This window comes from Paenibacillus sp. PastM-3 (assembly GCF_029893965.1).
Classification (GTDB): Bacteria; Bacillota; Bacilli; order Paenibacillales; family Paenibacillaceae; genus Paenibacillus_AQ.
On sequence record NZ_JARXXP010000001.1, the window covers coordinates 471,940 to 491,987 of the forward strand.

The following is a 20,048-nucleotide window of genomic DNA, read 5'->3' on the forward strand; positions in this document are numbered from 1 at the left end:
TCAGCAATCCGGCATACCTCAAAATCCGCAGAAAAACCTATTTTCACCGCATAAACAGGGTTTAAAATCCGCTCATCCCCCTAATTTCTGCTTTTCCGGAAGTGATCCGGCGTTTTCCCGCTGTATTTCTTGAAGGAGATATAGAAGTATTTCGTATTGTTTATGCCTACCATCTCACCGATCCGGTTAGCCGGCAGGTCGGTTGTAAGCAGCAGCTCCTTCGCCTGCTCAAACCGGTAATCACTGATGTACTGGTTCAGGGAGACACAGGCGATATCCTTAAAAATCTTTCGCGTATAATTGACGGACAGTCCGGCAATCTCGGCCAGCACCTCTACGGAAAGATTCGGGTCCATGTAAGCCTGGCGGATATGCTGCCGTATTTTTTCCACAATCATCACGTTTTTCTCCGAGGACTGCTTGTCCCTCATGCTGATTGCTGATTCTGCGAGTCCCGCGAACCACTCCTCCGCCTGTTCAAGCGTTTCACATTTGTACAGCTGCTGGCCGAGTGCTCCTATGTCGGTGCTTAGCCCGTTTCTGTCCGCTCCCGCCATCGCTTTGGAGGTCCGGGCAACAGTAAACAGCAGCTGGTTCAGCAGAATCATCGTTTCGTCAAAAGGCGCGTCGCCCAGAATAGCAAAGTATTCTTTAAGCGCTTGAACCGTTCTGTTGTAATCGCCGAGCTTCATGCCATCGGACACTTGCTTCTCCATCGCAGCAGACAGGGTGACCGCAACCGGTTCACGGCTGTCCTCAATATCTGCAGGAATCAGAGATCGTCTGCCTGACTGCAGCCGGTAGCGCGAAGCGTTATAGGCACTCTGCCATGAAGCCGGAATCTGCTGAAGCTCAGCGGCGTGCCGGCCGGTTGATGCTGTAACAGACAGCTTAAGGAAACGTTCCGTGTTGTGCTGGATATCCGTTAACAATTTGGCAACAAGAGCATCCCGGCCTTCAGGCTTAATCAGCAGCAGGTTGATCCGGTCTTCCCCTCCGTCAAAGCTATACAGCGGAAAATGGACCAAACCAAGCTCACCCGCGATATTGCAGATTCCGTATTTCAGCAGCATCAGGTCGTTGCGTGTATAGGTCTCTGTCAGCTCACTGTAATCGTCAAGCCGCAGCATACAGATCTGGAAGCCGTCACCTGTCAGCGGGATGCCTGACCGCTCCAGCTTATTTCTCATTTGCGTATCCTGGCTCCAGCCCCCCGTAACCAGCTGATGAAGCAGGTCGTTCCGCTCCGCCTGATGATAACCGGCCATACTGTTCTGCAAATCCTGCACTCTGCTCTCCAGATACTGAAAGGCTCCGGATAATACGGCATATTCGCTAACCGGAGTGGTATGAGCGGCTGATGCCGGCAGTGGCGGGATATTTTTGACCAGTCTGTGGATCGGGCTGTAAATCATACGGGTAAAAAAGGCGCCGCTCAGCAAAACGGCCACCAATATTACCGCTGTAACGATCAGGATATAGCTTCTCAGCTCATTTACCTGACTAAGCAGGGTCATGTAATTCACATCGCCGATAAATACCCAGCCCAGGCTGTCGGATTTGATGTAAAACAGGCGGTGAGCAGTCCCGTCTAGCTCCGTTTCAATTACACCTCGGCCGGAATCCGACTGCAGAATGCGATTCACCGCCTCCGAGCCGGTCAGTCTTGAGCTGATCATGGAATGCTCGGAATGGGAAATGACTATGCCCTGCCGGTTCAGAATCATTGACTGGAAGGAGCTGCTTCCGGCACCGTTCATCATCATTTCCTGCAGCACCTGCTGGTCCAGATTGAGAATCATCGCTCCATTCGCTGTCTGGTCATCACGGGTGCTCATATAGGCCACTGAGATCAGATTGCCGCTGAACGGCTTCGTATCTGAGGTGAATGAGGTGGTTCTGGGGATAAAGATGCTGCCGCGCATGGCCCCGGGAGTACTAAGCAGCTCCAAAATCTGCCAGTCATAGAAATCAGCGAAGGACCTGGCTGTGGTCAGTGAGGAAAAAACCAGCTCATGCCGCGTATTGACCAGATAAACGGAGTGCACCAGCGGATTGCTGCTGACCAGATCGGTTAAGCTGTTGCCAATCCGCCCCATCATCCCGGTGTCAAACGCATTGGCATAAAAGCCTGCCTGGATATCAGCTGAGGCGTAAGCGTTTGCAAATTGCTGGTAGGCTGAGCTCAACAAAATATTCGCCGTATTGTAGGATTGCTCCAGCGACCGGTCCGTGGATTCAGTCAGCTCCTGCTTCAGGCTGTCCGATACTTTGGAGGTTATCGCTAAGGTCAGTGCTGCTATAATCAGCATTCCGACAAACAGATAGGACAGAATGATCCGGATCAACAAACTTTTCTTCAATAAAAAATGACGCATCCTGCTCATGGCTTCGCTCCTGTTCTGTTTTCTTGTACCCTTCATTATAGGTAAAGGCTGACATGGCTTGGTATGTGCTTTTTTAAGCTTCATATGTGGTTAATTTAAGATCAGGCTGCCGCCGGGGTAAATGAAAAGGCATGAAACGGCTGTTTCATGCCTTACAGTTTATACATTTGCGGCCAGCTCTTCACGGATCAGACTGCCGTTTCTGTATTCCTTAAGCTGCATTGTATTCTGCTGTGTTTTTATATCGTTCACACGGATTTCCTGTATCCGGCCATCGTTAAGCTCCACGCGCACACAATCTGCATCTTCCGCATACACGGACCGGATCATCTGCTCCGATTCATAAGGCTCAACGATGGTAATATAACGGGCTGACCGGCCATGTGTCCGGATGCCGTAGGTGATCCGCCGCTGAGCTTCGTCACCCGGGAAGGCATCCGCCCCGATCAGACCGGTAAAACGGACCGCCTGCAGTCCGTCAAGCGAGACCCGGATCAGCGCCTCCTGTTCATGATCGACCGGACTGGTTGGAACTGCATCCGGATATTCCGTGCCGATAATGGTTACACGTCCGCCCTCGTAATCCCTGCCGATCCCGCAGCCGCAGTCCACATTCACATACTCCGGGGATAAATCACTTAATTTAAGCGCCTGCCCATCGGCCGTATGGATGAGGGCTTCGCCCCAGAACAGGCCCTGCTTCGAGCGTACCGGGTAATTCTGTTCCGTATACAGCGGATGATTACGGACCCGCAGGGTCAGATTCTTCATTTCTTCCTTGAGAGCAAGGTCTACTCTGCCCTCACCCAGCAGCCAGGCGCCGAAGCTTCCCTCTGTAAGCACCTTCCCGTCAGCCTCCACTTTATAGTCCAGCGGAATGGTAATGCCGTGATACTCTGCCGCCCGGCCGGTCATCTGCACACTCTGCTGCGGCCAGGCGGTATGAACATCCAGCTTAAGCAGGCCGGGGGTATTGTAAGCAGTCCTTGTTCCCCGCAAATCTTCTCCCTCACCGAATACAGTCTCGAAGCGGGCAACGCTTGGACCCTCCGCATTATACCAGCGGCAATCGGTAATGAACTGTCCGTCCGACAGCGGATTGTCACACCATTGTCCGGTGTGCCTGAGCCTGGTCAGTGTTTCCGCCTGCAGCTCCTTGAAGCCTTTGATCTGGAACAGGCAGTCGAACTGATGCTCCTGCTCTCCTTCCAGGTAATCAAACAGGACGATGAAATCATCCGTTATCCCTATAATCCGCTTCTGGCGGATTGGCTCCGTGTAGCCAGACAGCTCGCCATACTGCGCACCCGGAGGCGTCTCCGGAAGGGAGCTGGCATTCATTCTGCAGCGCTCCTCCAGCGTTTCGCCGTCATTGTATACCATGCCGCCGTAAGGCGGGTAAGCCCAACGGGAGGTAACCTCCACAGCAGCGGCTTGCAGCGCATGTCCGCTGTAGAACAGCGTTCTCCTGGAATCCGCCGGTACCTGCAGCTTGCCGTCAACGGTCACCATATTTTTGGCCAGCGAATTCTGCACATAAAACTTATACATAAAATGGCCGTAGCCCCACCATACATGCTCGGGGTTGAAGAAGCTGCGACCATATCTCATTACAGAGAGCAGGCCGGTTTTGTCAAAATGGCCGTGTGCGTAACCGTGTGAGCCATATCTCAGCACGGCCTGAATCTGTTCCCGCTGCTCCCTTCCGGCAGCTCTGCTCCGCAGCATCGCAACACCCACATTATCGGAGCAGGCATTACTTCCGGTGTAAGAGGATTGGACATCCGGCAGCTCCGCGTGTCCGAATACCGGATCGGCCGATGCGTTCATCTTAATAACCGGAACATATTCAGGGTCTTGATAGTACGAGTAGGCCAGATCATAGGTTGATCCGAAATGGACACCCTCCAGCTTTTTCTCCTCGGAATCGCTGATCCCGAACAGCACGCCCCTATAATCAAGAAAAGGAAGTGTCGCATCAAACATATCTTTTATCCGGATATAGCCCTTCCTGTTGCCGCCCCAGCGCTTATTGTACATTCCGAAACGGAATGCGGCGTCCTTCCCTCCGAAAGTGCTGTTAACCTCATCATTAAAGGGAGCAGCGAAATGGGTGTGAAGGATATTAATACCGAACGGCAATAGCGCATGGGCCGTATGGAGGTACATGGAGGATACCCATGTGTTGTAGCTGACTGAGCATTCATGCCACCAGCCGTCATTGAACAGCCCGTATTTCAGCTGCTCGATTGAGCCGCCCGGACCGAACACGAACCGCAGCGCCCGCTCCATATCCTGAATAGCCAGCGCACAGTAGAACGCTCCCGTTATCTCTGACAGCAGCCAGTTGGAGATGTGCCCTCTGCGAATATGGTGATCGAGAATATCCATATAGCTGCGGAAGCATTCTTCGATTCCCCGGTGCTCCTCAGCTGTCAGCACACCGGCATCATGGATAATGTCATAAGGAATAGCGAGATGCTGAAAAAAATGCCCTTCCTGCACATAGCTCTGGCTGCAGCCCTTCAGCTTCTTAGGATAGCCGGTGTCCTTATCTATGAAATACCGGAAGAACCTTGCCACCTTCTCTGCATAACGGATTTCTCCGGTCAGTGCATACGCATATGCAGCAGACATGATGTAATGCTCTACCCGGGTATCATAGCAATAGTCGCGTTCATCTACAGGCACCGGCGGCACTACTGTCCAAGCCTCGGCATCCTCCAGTATTTGCTTATAGCCCGGCTGGAAGCATTCATGCTGGCCGATTAAGGCTCGGCGCTCCGCCCACTGCTGCTTATTCCAATATATATAAGGATGCTGCAGCTTCCGCAGCGTTTTCAGCTCCAGCTGTACTGCGCTTCCGCCGTCCCCGTTGGCTGTGAATGTCAGGACGGTATCCTCATAACCGCCGGGCACCATCCGTTCATGCACCTGAACGGTTGCGGTCACTTCCTGTGATGCGTATGGAGCCAGTTCAAAACCAGCAGGCACGATTCCCGCCTGCAGTGACTCCCAGCCGGTAAAATGCTGCTTCACGCCTACATGCTGCGGACGGTCCGTACAGTTATATACTCTCATTGTGTAGGCTACCTGCTCCCCGGCTTCCCCGGACTTGCCCTTTATCTTAGCCTGCACATGCAGCTTCTCTCCCTTAACGAGCCGTGCAGAGGCCAGCACTGCATTGCCGGCTAGCTCAAAGCTGCGGAGAAACCGCCAGATGTTTGCTTTGGCCGACTCTATGGCAAAATCCTGGAGGCGCACCTTTGTCTCATGAGTGCCTGCTCCGGCAAGCTTAACCTCTGCAATTACAGGTTCATGGCCTGCAAAGCCTGCCCGGATCGTGATTTCGGCTGGCTCATCTCCGGTGCGAAGTTCGAGAATCAGGCCGAACCAGTCCAGTGCATCCAGTGTACCGTGATGTCCCCGCTCAAAGCCGATCGGGTACCAGTCATCCAGAGCAGGATCTGCGGGATACTCCAGCAGAAGTGTGTTCTGCAGATTGTACACTGTTTCAGGAGAGCTATCTTCCGGAGTACTATCTGATATCCTCCATTCCTTAAGCAAATCTACATGAAATTTCATTGTTCCGCCGCACCCTTCGCTCCGGCTGTTACCAGCCGCACCCCATATTGTCCCTTTACCGACTCCAAGGTGAAATCATGCGTTTCTGTCAGCAGCGTATACTTCCCATTCTGCTTTTTGTTTACCTGAAGATGGCTTTGGCCGCTTTCCAGCGGATACAGGACAGTAAGAAATCCGTCTTTGGCATCTGCGGTTGCCCGGATGTAGTCCATCAGGGTTACGCCGCATTCGGTTCTGCCGAAGAATGCTGTAGACCGTCCCTGTTCGATCGCTAGTGACTGCTGGGGATGCAGAAATACGGTTTGCAGTTCCATGCCATACATCCCTTGGGAATACACGCTGCTGCCCTGGACAGTGCTTTGTTGTGCCGCCACCGGAAGACTGAATTGTACAAGACCCTCAAATTCCTCTATGGTGTCACGGATAATATAGAGCTGGGCCTGCTTATGGCAGGTTATATGGCGGATATGCCGGCCTTTTCCTTCAGGGTTGGCAATTTCGATTGTGATACTGTCTATATAAAGCCCAAGCTGCACCTCCAGCACTCTGCTGCTCCGCGGCACATCCGTCCAGCCTCGTTCCAGGCTGAACGTTCCGGCTGACAGATTGATAACACCTGTGTCATCCGCGCGCATTTCCGCCCTGGCGGTTGCGAACTGCAGACAGGCATGGGAATACGAGCTGATAAACCAGCTGGTGCTGCTGTCAAAATAACCTTCAATACCCGGGTCCATCACTAATGGGACTCCGTTCTTATACAGAATGAACGAGCCCTGATCCAGATGACCGTGGGCAACCGGCTCCGGACTGGACATGACAGCAAAATAGTTGTGCTCAGGCGTGCCGTAGCCGCTGCGGAACACATAGATGCCTGCATGCGGATATGCGGCCGTTGAGCTTAATTCAAGCGGTGATTCAGGGACATAACGGCTGCCTTGCGAGAGCAGGTTTTCGAGCACAATCCCTTCCCCCCACAGCTTTTTGAACGGTCTGCCCGCATTAGTCCAGGTGTGATACATCCGGTCTGCCAGCTTCTGGTCAACCTCGGCCACATCACTCAGATAGGTTGCGAAGCTGCCGAATTCGCCTCCCCCGCCAAGCGCATGATCGCCGAAGGGCGGTGTACCGATCCGTCCGCCGAAGTATTCATAGCCCGGTGTCTGCATCTCTATGGAATAACCGAACATCCGGGCGAGCGGAGTGGTATGGAACCAGTTGTCACCTGTAATGTTGCGGGATGCCTTGGCGTAGCCGGCGAACCGCTCCAGCGCCGCATGGTGATAGCGGATCGACTCCGGCCAGGAGTAGTCAGGGTTCACATTTAGCCTGAGCTGGGCCTTCAGAATCATGTCCGCATTATACAGCCAGGTGTAACGGTTCGGAAAATCGTTTAACACCATCATCATGAGTCCGGTGCCGGCGCACATATCTGTCTGCCAGTTGCTGCAGCCCTCCTGGGCAGCCAGGTCTGTCCATTCCGTCCGATCGCGCAGATCGAGCATGTAACGGAGCATATACTCTACCAGTGAATAGAAATGTTTCTTTTCTTCACTGGAAAAGATTCCGGCCTGCTTAATCATGGAATAGCTGACTGCTGCGCTGCTCAGGAGACGGCCGCCTTGCACCGCACCGTAGCTGTCGCTTCCTTCCGGACGAAGGTTTACCGCCATCCAATGCTCTGCTCCCTGGCAGAAGTCATGCAGGATATAAATAAGGGCATTTTTAACCTTTAAGGCATAGTTTATCTCTCCGGTTAGCGCATACTGGATAGCGTCACACTGCATCGCCAGCTGGTAACGGCCGCCCGGAACCGATGATTTGCGGTTGAAGCTGTAGGCGTATTCCCCTGCCGGCTGGCCGGCTTCATCCCGGAACGAAATGACTGCTTTCAGGCCGCTTTTCAGCTTGCCGTCCAGCTTCGCGTCGAAGGTCAAGGTGTAACGTCCCCCGCGCTCTACCGGGATTTGTTCGTTATAGGTCCATGCCCCTTCATCTTCTATCCCGGGATTACAGATATATAGGGAGCGGTGTACTGTTCCGGCTCTGTAACGGGGGCCGACCTCTGAAGAAGGGTTCGCCTCCCGGGGATGCTTGCGGTCACCGCCGCCGCAGTACGGATATCGGCTCTCCCATTGCATAGCCGGATTGCCTTTTCGGGCTTCCGGTGTCCAAAAATCCGGCGCTGAATGGCCTTCATCAAAGCCGGAATTATGGATCGTCAGGCTTGCACCGCTTGCCGACAGGATTTCCAGATTATCGATCCACACATGGCCGAGTCCCTGCTCCTCATTGTCCTCAGCTGGCAGAACAAAGGACAGGGTAGCTGTGGATGCATTATCCGGTGCCCGGAAGTTGGCGATTTTGTCTGTGGAGCTCCACAGGTAGAAATGATTGTTCAGCTCTTCATAAGCTGTATCTTTTTCAGCGATCAAGGATACGGCTAACTGAAGCTCCTCCAGACTAAATTGTCCGGAGATTGCGGCAATTTGCTCGTACTGCCCCCGGATCAGCGGATCTTCGGCGACAAGCTGCTGCAGCTGCCCAAGCTCCCGGCTGGTCACATACAATGAGGCTGCCGGATCGATATCGGTACGCAGCACCCGGGAATGACGGCATTCCCGGAGCCGGTTGAAGCAATCTACAACGGCGAGGGCTAGCGCTTCGCCGGATGTCTTTGGATCGAAGCTGGTTGCCGCCAGCTGTAGTGCTTTTGCTGAAGCTTGGAGCTTCCGGACAGCTTTAGGAGCATAGCAGCCGATTTCTTTTTCTATATGAGCATCTTTTAAAAGCTCAGCTGCTTTTTCCAGTGCCAGTTTTGCCTTGATTAGAAGCTGCTCTTTACCGCCGTAGAGCATATCCTGGGTCTCGAACCAGCCCAGCGCAGGTCCGAGCCCGTAGCAGGTATATACGCTGCCCGTTTTGTCGAAGGGCGGGACCATTGTAAATCTTTTGGCCGCAAAAAGTACCGCTTCCTCAGTCCGCGGAGTATAAAACTCCCGGTTACGCCTGAAGGGTACATTATCACCGTTGTCTAGCGCCTGATAGGCTGCCTCCATCATATCGGTTAATGCGAGCTTGGCGCCGTCCGTGTAAAATTGTCCTCTGGCTTCTAATATAGCCTCTGCTTTATCCAGCAGAGCCCGAAGCTTATCTCTGCTCTCAGTTGAACCATTCAACGTGATTTCCCCGCCTTTTCTGTTAAGTAAATTCGTTGTTTGCCCGAACATAATCGCAGAGAAACCTGAGGTTAACCAGCCCCAATATGTAACGATCGCCCCAATCTGAAATACACAGTCTACTGATTGGTTTGAATTTTGATGTTTTAGTTAGGTGAATGGTCTATGCGTTGTATATGGTGATATAAGATTAGATTAGAGGCGGCCGGCGTTAACCGGTCTGCAGCTCTTCCAGATTATGTTATAGTTAGGCAGAAGGAGTGAGCACACTTGAATATTGTAGAATTGGATGCAGTACACAATCAGCGGGAAATAACGAGGTTACTTGAAGAGCACCGCCATGGTGCAGATAGCAGCATTCCACCCTATGAGCGGACAATGCTCTCCCTTGCAGCTTACGAGAATGACTGCTTTGTGGGCGGGATCACTGGAGATGTGGCCTGGAACATCCTGAATGTGAACCTGCTGGCAGTAGATCCTGCCTATAGAGGGACCGGTCTAGGGGCTACCTTGCTTGCTGAGATTGAAAACCGGGCCCGGCAGCTCGGCTGCAAAGTAAGTGAGCTGACCACCATGAGCTGGCAGGCGCCTCATTTCTATCAAAAGCAGGGCTACGAGATTTTCGGAGAAATCAAGGATTGCCCGAATGAGGGGCATACGAAGTATTATCTGAAGAAGCGGCTATAGCGGGGGCTGTTGCGCAGAGTGGATGCATTGCCCCTTGTTTTGGCTATTTCGCCTGCCGCGGGCGAAATCAAGGGCATTTTTGCCATGCTTTATAATCGCTTAATGGGAGTTTTCCCCTTGTTCCCCGGCCCCCGCAATTTACTCCAATACTAAACCATACTATCTTCTATTTACTATTCACTCAACTTTCGCACCTAGAAAATTGGCTTAAACCCTTGAGGCTGTAAGAAGAATTCGCAACATTTAGCCGAATTGACAAAAAACAACACCTCACTAGTTTGGTATCATGGAAGTGTCGAGCAACCATGCCAACAAGAAAGGTGCGTAACCCTATGTTACAACAACATTCCCTGTCTGAACAGTCTCGCTTTTCCAAACTTTTTGCGACCCTTCATATCGGACAAACCTTGCGTCAAGTGGGCATTTCTAAATCGTTCGGTCTTTCAAGCCTAGCGATTTTTCAAATCGTGTTCTCCTTGGTCTTCGAAGGGAAGAACTGGTTTCACCTTCTGGAAAGTGACCGCGCTGCAGATCTTCCCGGCAAAGACGTCATCTACCGCTTTTTGAATCAAGCTTCTTTTGCTTGGCGACGTTTTTTGCAGGCCTTAAGTCTTCGCATCGTACGTCATTTCGAATCGCTCATTTCCTCTCAGCGCGTACGTGTGTTTATTATCGACGATTCCGTTTTGAGCCGAAACCGGAGCAAAAAAGCAGAGCTATTAGCACGGGTTTTTGACCATTCCACCGGCAAATTCATCAAAGGCTACACCATGCTAACTCTAGGGTGGTCGGACGGTTTTAGCTTTGCTCCACTTGATTTTGTCATGCTCTCTTCTGCCAAAATCACCAATCGGTTGTGTGAAATAGCTTCGAATCTGTCCAAACGAAGTCACGGCTACAAGCGTCGAATAGAGGCCTTTTCCCGGAAGCCCGATGCGGTTGTAGCTTTATTGGAACGGGCTTTGCATGCAGGATTCACCGCCGACTACGTGCTTATGGATTGCTGGTTTACGCAGACTCCACTCTTACGATTAATGGGCTTCCTGTGATTGGCATGGTGAAAGAAATGAAACAACGCTATCTGGTGCAGGGCAAGCGATTGACGCTGCGAGAAGTATTTCAAAGCCTTCCTGCCTCGAAGGCAAAAGATATGAAAGGCTCCATCATCGTGCAAACGGCTTGTGGGCTACCCGTGAAGCTTGTTTTTGTCCGTAACCGGAATAAAAAGAGAGAGTGGCTGGCCATTTTAAGTACGGATGTGACGGTAGACGCAGCTGAAATCGTAAGAATCTACGGCATGCGCTGGAGCATTGAGACTTTTTTTAAGGTCACCAAAAGCTATTTGAAACTGGGAACTGAATTCCAGGGCCGTTCCTTTGACGGGCTGATTAGCCATACGAAGATTGTATTCAGCCGGTATTTAGCCATGGAATACGAACGGCGTCAATCGAGTGATGACCGGACACTTGGAGGACTCTTCTTTCTCTTTGCGGACGAGGTTCGCGATCTGGACTACCAGTTTGCGCTTCAGCAGCTCATGAGTTTATTTCTTGAAATGTCCCAGGCGAAAACAAAGAACAAAACAGAAGTTTTTTGTCAACTACAGGAGTTGATTTCCGGTTTACCCAGTAATATCAAGGGTTTATTTGGAGATTTGAACTGCGAAAGTTGAGCTATTTACTTCTATTTACTATTTACTCCCTGCTAACTTCTGTCTACTATTAACTCCTTACTATCTACTCCTATTTTCTACTAACTACTCCCTACAGTTTACTATCTACTTTCTATCACCTTCCTATATCCCCTATCCTTACCTGAACGAAATACAGACCCCCGGAAAGCCCGGGAGCCTGTAGCTATAATAAGATTAGTGCACATCTTTAGTTATCCATGTTGCAGCATCGATCTAGTAACTTCCATCTGTTTTCAAACATCAGTGGGCATACAAACGCTTACATTCCTCATTCAACGTACGTCAGTTAACCGACTTATCATACTGCAGGTACACAACCTGAGTCTGCAGATACTCGTTCAAGCCATGTTTGCCGTCGGCACCGCCGATGCCGGATTTGCGCCAGCCGGCGTGGAAGCCCTGCATCGCTTCAAAGTTCTCGCGGTTGATGTACGTTTCCCCGTACTTCAGGCGTTTGATTACCTTCATCGCCACATTCAGGTTCTGCGTATACAGGGACGAAGTCAGGCCGAATTCGCTGTCATTGGCCAGCTCGATCGCTTCATCCAGGGTTGCGAATGTCACAATCGGGATAACCGGTCCAAAGATCTCTTCCTGCACGATCTCCATCTTGTTAGTAGCACCGGCAATGACGGTCGGCTCATAAAAGCTGCCAGTACCTTCAACTTTTTTACCGCCCAGCAGAACCTTTGCGCCTTCTTCAACTGCCCGGTCCACCTTCTGCTGTACAGAATCCTGCGCGGCCTTGTTGATCAGCGGTCCCATCTGGATGCCGGTATCGACCAGAGGATTGCCGTATTTCACTGCCTTCATGGCTTCAACCAGCCGGGCGGTGAATTCGTCCTTAATCGATTCGTGCACATACACGCGCTCGGCACAGTTACACACCTGGCCTGTATTGATGACGCGGGAATCAACGATCGCTTTAACCGCAAGATCCAGATCGGCATCAGCCATGACTATCGCCGGTGCTTTGCCGCCAAGCTCAAGGCTGACCTTGATAATGTTTTCGGCTGCGGCCTCCATCACCTTTTGTCCGGCCGGAACGCTGCCTGTCAGACTGACCATGCCGACCTTCGGGTTGCTGGCCAGCTCATTGCCGACCTCGCCGCCTCTGCCTGTCACCAGGTTGTATACACCCTTTGGCAGACCGACTTTATCTACAATTTTAGTAAAAGCAATCGCATTATTAGGTGACTCAACACTAGGTTTAACTACGATAGTATTCCCGGTAATCAGGGCCGGTGCCATTTTTCTGGCGATCAGGAAGAACGGGAAATTCCAGGGCAGAATCCCTGTTGTAACCCCGATGGCCCGCTTGAACACAAAAATATTCTCGTTATCGCGGTCACTCTGGACAATTTCACCCTCGTAGCGGCGTGCCCATTCAGCCATGTAATCCAGGTAGTCTGCCGTAAAATGGACTTCCACTGTGGATAGCTCCAGCGTTTTGCCTACTTCCTCGGAGATAAGTCTGGCAATACTGTCCGCCTGAGCACGGATTCCGTTTGCAATCGCATGCAGATACTTTCCTCTTTCTACTGCAGGGGTTTCTTCCCAGGCTGACTGTGCTGCATCGGCAGCATCAATGGCACGTGCGACATCATTTTTGGTCGCTTTAGGTACCTGTGAAATGACTTCATCGGTTGACGGGTTGGTGACATCCATCCACTCTTGGGTTTCTGATTCGGTAAATTGGCCGTTGATGTACATCAAATGCTTTTCCACTGTTACTCCCCCTCAAGAAAAATTATTCCATCACTTCCTCCCTAGTGTAAACGCTAACAACATTTTATGTCAACAACATACACATTTTTCGTGTGTTTTTATGTTGTTTTTCATTGACTTTTTGAGTTAAGCTATAAATACCAACGTTGCGATTGGAGGAACAGGAATGAAAGTAAGCATCTTTTCGACTTGTTTAGTAGACCTTATGACCCCGGCAGCGGGAAAAGCAATGGTTGAAGTCCTTGAAAGGCTTGGCTGTGAGCTTGATTTTCCGGCTTCGCAGGTCTGCTGCGGCCAGCCCACGTATAACAGCGGGTATCTGGAGGATTCCAAGCTGGCTATGAAAAATATGATGCTCGCCTTTGAGCATTCAGATTATGTAGTTGGTCCCTCAGGCTCCTGTATAGCCATGTTCCATGAGTACCCGAAGATATTTAAAGGTGATCCGGACTGGGAATTGAAAGCGGTTGCCTTAAAAGAGAAATCGTACGAATTCACCCAGTTCATCGTTAGAGTGCTGGGGACCACGGATGTCGGAGCCAGGCTTGAAGGGACGGCGACCTATCACCGGTCCTGTCATATGACGAGACTGCTTGGTGAAAAAGAAACCCCTTACCAGCTGCTGGAACAAGTACGCGGATTACAGCTGGAGCCGCTCAAGAACAGCGATAACTGCTGCGGCTTCGGCGGAACCTTCTCAGTGAAAATGCCGGAAATCTCCTGGCAGATGGTCGATGAAAAATGCGACAGTGTGATTGAAACCGGGGCGGATATACTGATCAGCGCGGATATGGGCTGCCTGCTCAATATCGGCGGCCGCCTGTCCCGTAAAGGAGCACCCGTCAAAATCATGCATATTGCTGAGGTGCTGAACCAGACCGGCGAGCCGGCAGCAGCAGCCAAAGGAGGCATCTCCTCATGAGCCTGAAAACAGATAATCGTGAGTTCGGCGAGCGGACGGCAGACGGCATTGGCAATACTTTTATGCGCAGTGCGGTAAGTTCCGCACAGGACAGCCTTAAGACCAGACGGCTTACTGCCGCTACTGCGCTCGGTGACTGGGAGGCATGGCGGCTTGTCGGCCAGACGATCCGCCAGCATACGCTTAAGAACCTGGATTTCTATCTAAACCAGCTGGCTGATAATATTGAGGCCAAAGGCGGTCATATCTATTTTGCCGCAACCAAGGAAGAGGCCAGCCGTTATATCCGGGACGTTGTCGTCTCGAAGCAGGCCCGGAGAATCGTCAAATCAAAGTCCATGGTCACTGAGGAAATTGAAATGAACAAGGTGCTGCTTGAAGCCGGCTGTGACCTGATCGAGACCGACCTTGGCGAATATATATTGCAGATCGATGACTGGGATCCGCCTTCACATATTGTGGCTCCTGCCCTGCATAAGGACCGCAACCAGATTAAGCGGGTATTCACAGAAAAGCTTGGCTACACAGGAGATGAAAGCCCTGAGAAGCTGGCCCGTCATGCCCGTGCAGTGCTGCGCCAGAAGTTTCTGGAGGCGGATGTCGGGATTACCGGCTGCAATTTTGCCGTAGCCAATATGGGCGCGATCAATCTGGTGACCAATGAAGGCAACGGTGATCTGACAGCCGCTATTCCCAAGACGCAGATCGCTGTAATGGGGATGGAACGGATCGTCCCGACCATTGAGGAAATGGAGGTGCTGGACAATCTGCTCTGCCGGAGTGCTGTCGGACAGAAGCTGACCAGTTACATCACTGTCATGGGGCCCAAGGCACCCGGAGAAAGCGATGGCCCTGATGAATTCCACCTCGTTGTCGTCGATAACGGCCGCTCCGAGATTCTGGGAAGTGAATTTAGCGAGGCCCTGCAGTGCATCCGCTGCGGCGCCTGCCTAAATGTCTGCCCGGTCTACCGGCATATCGGCGGTCATGCTTACGGCTCCATCTATCCCGGCCCGATCGGAGCGGTTATTACGCCACTGCTCGGCGGATATGATGATTACAAGGAGCTGCCCTTTGCCTCCAGTCTGTGCGGGGCTTGTACAGATGTCTGTCCGGTCAAAATTCCGCTGCACGAGCAGCTGATCATGCACCGGCAAAATATCGTGAAGGAGAAGCGGACCGGCGCTGCCGAACGCATCCAGATGAAAGCAGCAGGCCGCCTCCTCTCCTCCCCCTCTTTGTTCGGGAAGGTGCTGCGTCTGGCCAATCCGGGCAGCCGGATGATGAGCAAGCATGGCCGGATTGTCAGAGGACCCGGCCTGATCCAGGGCTGGGTCGGCGTCCGTGATCTTAATCAGCCGGTCAAGCAAGCGGACAGCTTCCGCACCTGGATGAAGGAACGTCAGGGAGGTACAAACCAATGACTGCCATTAACAAAAACAACAACAGGGAATCCTTTCTGAACCGGGTGGCTTCCAGTCTCGGCCGGGAGCGCGCATACAACGTTCAGCGTCCGGATATCAAGGGAATGATGCCCGATAGCTACGGGACGCTTACCAATGCCGATCTGATTGATATTTTGAAGGAGCAATGCTTCTTCATCCATACCCAGCTGATTGAATCCACACCTGAGATTCTGCAGCAGACGCTTGATGATCTGATTGACGCCAACGGCGGTGGATCAGTAATCACCTCGGGTGATCCGAGGTTTGCCCGCTACGGGCTGAGCTTTCCGGGTTCAACGGAATGGTCGGAGGCTTCCGGCCGCGAGGAGAATATCAGCCGTTCAGAAGCGGCTAATACCGTAGTCGTATTCGCAGATTATGTACTGGCTGAATCGGGAACTATAGTCGTGGAAAGCCGGCCGGATCAGGGGCGCGCCCTCCACTTTCTGCCTGAGCATTATATCGCCATAATTGAAAGAGAAAGGATCGTACTGCGTTCCACTCAGGCAGCGGCAGCATTGAACCGGCGGATTGAAGCGGGAGAGCAGGTCGGCTCCTCCATCAACTTCATCTCCGGACCTTCCAATTCGGCGGACATAGAAATGCAGCTGGTTGTCGGCGTACACGGCCCGTTGAGAGCCACCTATGTCCTTATCTGAATAATAACCTTTGTCTGGCAGTCAACAGGAAATAAGCAGAGCAGTGTTCTTCCGGAGCAGCGGAAGAAGGACTGCTCTGCTTTATTTTTACTGATGCTGATTATTGGGGAAAGCTTACTGTCATCGCCGGCAGAAAACCATAACGTGCTACTGGATGGTTTGGGTTGTAATATGTTATACTCTTTCGTATATCTTATGGAGGGGGGCGAACAATAATGGGAAGGCGATATTGCAAATGGATTGTGCTCCTACATTGATCCGCTTCTACGGCTGTATGAGTATCCCGGCGCTTACGTTTGATTCACAAATACGTCCTTAATTCAACTTGGAGGTGAATCCCTCATTTGAGGGAAAGGATTGGATTTAATAACCTTAACTAACCTAATGATCCTTGCAATATTAATAGTAATGACGGCTTTTTTTGTAGCTTCAGAATTTGCAGCTGTAAAAATGCGGATGTCACGGATTGAACAGCTGATCGATGAAGGCAACAAAAAGGCAGTATTAGCTAAAAAAGTGGTTGGAGACCTGGACTACTATCTGTCTGCCTGCCAGCTCGGGATTACAGTAACTGCACTCGGTCTCGGTGCCATCGGTAAGCCGGCGGTAGAACGTATTCTCTACCCTGTTTTTGATTATTTCAATGTATCTGAATCTTCTGCTTCTATAGCGTCTTATGCAATTGCATTTCTGTTTGTAACCTTTCTGCACGTAGTTGTCGGAGAGATGGCACCGAAGACACTGGCGATCCAGTTTTCTGAAAAGCTTACGCTTCTCCTCTCTCCGCCCCTCTACTGGTTCGGCAAAATCATGCACCCGTTTATCGTTGCGTTGAACGGAACTTCACGGGTCATCCTGCGCATGTTCGGCGTAAAGCCGGCAGGCCATGAGGACCATTATTCGGAGGAAGAGCTGCGGATTATTATGGCCCAGAGCTTTGAGGGCGGCGAGATTAATGAACAGAAGCTGGAGTATCTGGAAAATGTATTTTCCTTCGATGAGCGTATTGCCAAGGATATTATGATTCCGCGGACCAGTATGGTCGCCCTGGATTATGATATGTCGAATGAAGATATCGTCAGCATACTCGACATCAATAACTATACCCGCTATCCGGTCATCGAGACCGGTAATAAAGACCGTGTTCTGGGTGTGGTCAACGTGAAGAAGATGCTTCCGCACATTATCGCGGGCAGAGATCCTGATCTGAAGGAATTTGTACGGAGTCTCCCTACCGTATCTTCTGTAACGCCTATTAAGGAAGCCATGCTGAAAATGCAGCAGGAGCAGATGCACATGGCTCTGGTTATTGACGAATATGGCGGTACTGCCGGGATTCTCACCCTGGAGGATATCCTTGAGGAGCTGGTCGGCGAAATCCGGGATGAGTTCGATGCTGACGAGGTGTCGGAAATCCAGCGGATTGATGAGCAGACTTATATTATTAGCGGACGAGTGCTGCTGGAGGATATTGAAGAGCAATTTGGCCTGACGTTCGAGGACAGCGAGGAAATCGATACCATCGGGGGTTGGATTCAATTCCGTGAAGGTACATCTGTTGAAGCGGGATATGAATTCAAGGCCGGCGGACAAAACTGGACGATTATGGAAATAGATAATTTCCAGATCAAGCAGGTCATTCTGCACTACAAACAGCCGCAGTTACAGCAATAAGAATGTCTTATCTATTATTTTGGAGGTGAATCCCTCAAGCTGAGGGAAAACTTTGGACGGAGTTATTACGATAAATTTAATTATGATTGCGATCTTTATCGGTCTTACCGCTTTTTTTGTCGGAGCCGAGTTTGCGATTCTAAAAGTACGTATGTCACGGATTGATCAATTAATCAGTGAAGGCAACAAAAAAGCGGTCATCGCCAAAAAAGTGGCACATGATCTCGATTACTATTTATCCGCCTGTCAGCTTGGTATTACGATTACTGCCCTCGTGCTGGGGGCGCTCGGTGAGCCGACGGTTGAACGGATTCTGCATCCGCTGTTTGACCAGATGGGTGTACCGGCTGCGTTGTCAACGCTGCTCTCCTATCTGATTGCCCTGTCGATCATTACCTTCCTGCATGTGGTTATCGGTGAGCTTGCACCAAAGACACTGGCCATCCAGTTCGCCGAGAAGATGACCCTGCTGCTTGCCCCTTCGCTGTACTGGTTCGGTAAAATCACGTACCCGTTCATTGTAGCCCTGAACGGTTCCGCCCGCCTGCTGCTCCGCATCTTCGGGGTTAAGCCTGCCGGGCACGAAACAGTCCATTCTGAAGAAGAGCTGAAATGGATCGTTGACCAGAGCTACGAGAGCGGAGAAATCAACAAAACGGAGCTCGTCTACCTGAACAACATCTTTGCCTTTGATGAGCGCACACTTAGTGAGATCATCGTACCGGTATCGAATGTAGTTACATTACAGCATGATATGCCTGAAGAAAAGCTCATTGAAGTACTGGGTAGACATGATTATACACGTTACCCTGTAGTAGCAGCTGATGGCAGCGGCCGGTATACCGGTTACGTAAATACCAAAGAGATGCTTACGAGCATCGCCGCCGGCCGGATAGCCAGCTGGCAGACCTTTATCCACGATATTCCGAAGTATGCTGCCGGCAAGAACCTGCGCGATGTCCTGCTCCGGATGCAGCAGACCCGGGTACACATGGCTGCTGTTACGGACACGTCAGGAGCTATTATCGGGATTGTAACGATGGAAGACCTTCTGGAGGAGATCGTCGGCGACATCAGGGATGAGAGCCTTAACGTGAGTATGAACGTCTCCCCGAGTTAAATGAAAAGCTGCTTCTATAGGGCATAAAAGGAGCCTGCACATGCCGTGCAGGCTCCTTTTTCAATCCGGAATAATGATATTTGCAGCAGGGTACAGTCATCCGGTATGTATCTGAAGTGTTTTATAAGGACTGGCGGTAGCCCCTTCCTGCCTTCACATGCTTAAGCTGAGCAACGATAATGACGCTGATAATAACCAGCAGAAACCAGGAGCTGATTTTGCCGATGCCGACCATCTGCCACGTCTGATGCTGATCCGGATACTTCCAGGCGTTAAAGAACGTCGCGATGTTCTCGGCCAGCCAGATAAAAAAGCCGACAATTACAAACGCCAGTGTCAGCGGCATCCGGTATGTAGTATTCCGGACACGGTAGATGATCCAGGTCCGCCAGAATACAATGAGCACGAGCCCGGTCAGCCACCAACGGAAATCCGGAATGAAATGATGAGTAAAAAAGTTCAGGTAAATGGCTCCGCCCAGGAGACCTGCAGGAAGCAGCCCCGGCCAGCCGGTCATATCCATTCTCAGCCTGCGCCAGATCTGGCACATAAAGCTTGCGACACTGGCATACATAAATCCGCTGTACAGCGGTACGCCGAATATTTTGCTGAAGCCCGGTTCAGGGTAAGCCCATGACCCCATGCTTACTTTGTAAATCTCGAGCAGCAGGCCAATAACGTGAAAGACACAGATGACTTTGATCTCGTCCGGCGTTTCCAGCCCGCTGCGGTACATCAGATACTGGACGGTGAGCAGGACGAGCAGAATAGCATCATATCGGTGGATAAAAGGGAGATTTACCGCGCCGGACAAAGCAAGCGTGCCAAAGATAGCCACGGGGAAAATACAGCTCATCGCCTGATGATACCCGAAATGCAGCAGCTGGGTAAAAGCGTTTCTCACCTTTCTGTTCATTGCAGGGTTCACCCCGGATAATGAGTTCATTCTTAACACCTCATTTAACTGTCGTT

11 protein-coding genes and 1 pseudogene are annotated in these 20,048 nt (G+C 51.3%); 7 read left to right on the plus strand and 5 right to left on the minus strand.

Going from position 1 to position 20,048, the window contains the following annotated elements:
* Positions 1-80: 80 nt before the first annotated feature.
* The 3 genes from M2108_RS02150 to M2108_RS02160 form a co-directional block, all read right to left on the minus strand.
* Positions 81-2,387 carry an AraC family transcriptional regulator gene (locus M2108_RS02150; protein WP_277467536.1) on the minus strand — a complete coding sequence of 769 codons (2,307 nt, stop codon included), beginning with the start codon at positions 2,385-2,387 and terminating at the stop codon, positions 81-83.
* A 159-nt stretch (positions 2,388-2,546) separates the two neighbouring features.
* Positions 2,547-5,972 (minus strand): COG1470 family protein, encoded by a 3,426-nt coding sequence (locus M2108_RS02155; protein ID WP_277467535.1) that lies wholly within the window; start codon positions 5,970-5,972, stop codon positions 2,547-2,549.
* Entirely contained in the window at positions 5,969-9,148 is a 3,180-nt protein-coding gene (locus tag M2108_RS02160) for a heparinase II/III domain-containing protein (protein ID WP_277467534.1), read from the minus strand. Before M2108_RS02160 ends, M2108_RS02155 begins: the two co-directional genes overlap by 4 nt.
* A gap of 270 nt (positions 9,149-9,418) precedes the next feature.
* Between M2108_RS02160 and M2108_RS02165 the strand changes: the two genes are divergently transcribed.
* Positions 9,419-9,835 (plus strand): GNAT family N-acetyltransferase, encoded by a 417-nt coding sequence (locus M2108_RS02165; RefSeq protein ID WP_277467533.1) that lies wholly within the window; start codon positions 9,419-9,421, stop codon positions 9,833-9,835.
* 332 nt (positions 9,836-10,167) lie between these two features.
* Positions 10,168-11,507: pseudogene (locus M2108_RS02170) on the plus strand (IS4 family transposase).
* A gap of 303 nt (positions 11,508-11,810) precedes the next feature.
* On the opposite strand, the gene aldA reads toward M2108_RS02170, so the two are convergent.
* On the minus strand, positions 11,811-13,256 hold the full coding sequence (aldA, locus tag M2108_RS02175; protein ID WP_277467532.1) for an aldehyde dehydrogenase: 1,446 nt from the start codon (positions 13,254-13,256) through the stop codon (positions 11,811-11,813).
* Between the two features lie 166 nt (positions 13,257-13,422).
* On the opposite strand from aldA, the gene M2108_RS02180 reads away from it, so the two are divergent.
* From M2108_RS02180 to M2108_RS02200, 5 genes are all read left to right on the plus strand, one after another.
* On the plus strand, positions 13,423-14,178 hold the full coding sequence (locus M2108_RS02180) for a (Fe-S)-binding protein (protein ID WP_277467531.1): 756 nt from the start codon (positions 13,423-13,425) through the stop codon (positions 14,176-14,178).
* On the plus strand, positions 14,175-15,602 hold the full coding sequence (locus tag M2108_RS02185) for a LutB/LldF family L-lactate oxidation iron-sulfur protein (protein WP_277467530.1): 1,428 nt from the start codon (positions 14,175-14,177) through the stop codon (positions 15,600-15,602). Before M2108_RS02180 ends, M2108_RS02185 begins: the two co-directional genes overlap by 4 nt.
* Entirely contained in the window at positions 15,599-16,282 is a 684-nt protein-coding gene (locus M2108_RS02190) for a LutC/YkgG family protein (RefSeq protein ID WP_277467529.1), read from the plus strand. Before M2108_RS02185 ends, M2108_RS02190 begins: the two co-directional genes overlap by 4 nt.
* Positions 16,283-16,639: 357 nt before the next feature.
* Positions 16,640-17,956, plus strand: a complete 1,317-nt coding sequence (locus tag M2108_RS02195; RefSeq protein WP_277467528.1) for a hemolysin family protein — start codon at positions 16,640-16,642, stop codon at positions 17,954-17,956.
* Between the two features lie 52 nt (positions 17,957-18,008).
* A complete protein-coding gene (locus M2108_RS02200; RefSeq protein WP_277467527.1) occupies positions 18,009-19,076 on the plus strand; it encodes a hemolysin family protein in 1,068 nt (355 codons plus the stop codon).
* Between the two features lie 121 nt (positions 19,077-19,197).
* Here M2108_RS02200 and M2108_RS02205 read toward each other — a convergent pair whose 3' ends face one another.
* Positions 19,198-19,992 carry a DUF817 domain-containing protein gene (locus tag M2108_RS02205; protein ID WP_277467526.1) on the minus strand — a complete coding sequence of 265 codons (795 nt, stop codon included), beginning with the start codon at positions 19,990-19,992 and terminating at the stop codon, positions 19,198-19,200.
* Between the last annotated feature and the right edge of the window lie 56 nt (positions 19,993-20,048).

Bases quoted from the DNA above. Each gene is read 5' to 3' on its own strand.
- M2108_RS02150 (WP_277467536.1), bottom strand. From the start codon at position 2,387: ATGAGCAGGATGCGTCATTTTTTATTGAAGAAAAGTTTGTTGATCCGG.
- M2108_RS02155 (WP_277467535.1), bottom strand. From the start codon at position 5,972: ATGAAATTTCATGTAGATTTGCTTAAGGAATGGAGGATATCAGATAGT.
- M2108_RS02180 (WP_277467531.1), top strand. From the start codon at position 13,423: ATGAAAGTAAGCATCTTTTCGACTTGTTTAGTAGACCTTATGACCCCG.
- M2108_RS02185 (WP_277467530.1), top strand. From the start codon at position 14,175: ATGAGCCTGAAAACAGATAATCGTGAGTTCGGCGAGCGGACGGCAGAC.
- M2108_RS02190 (WP_277467529.1), top strand. From the start codon at position 15,599: ATGACTGCCATTAACAAAAACAACAACAGGGAATCCTTTCTGAACCGG.
- M2108_RS02205 (WP_277467526.1), bottom strand. From the start codon at position 19,992: ATGAACAGAAAGGTGAGAAACGCTTTTACCCAGCTGCTGCATTTCGGG.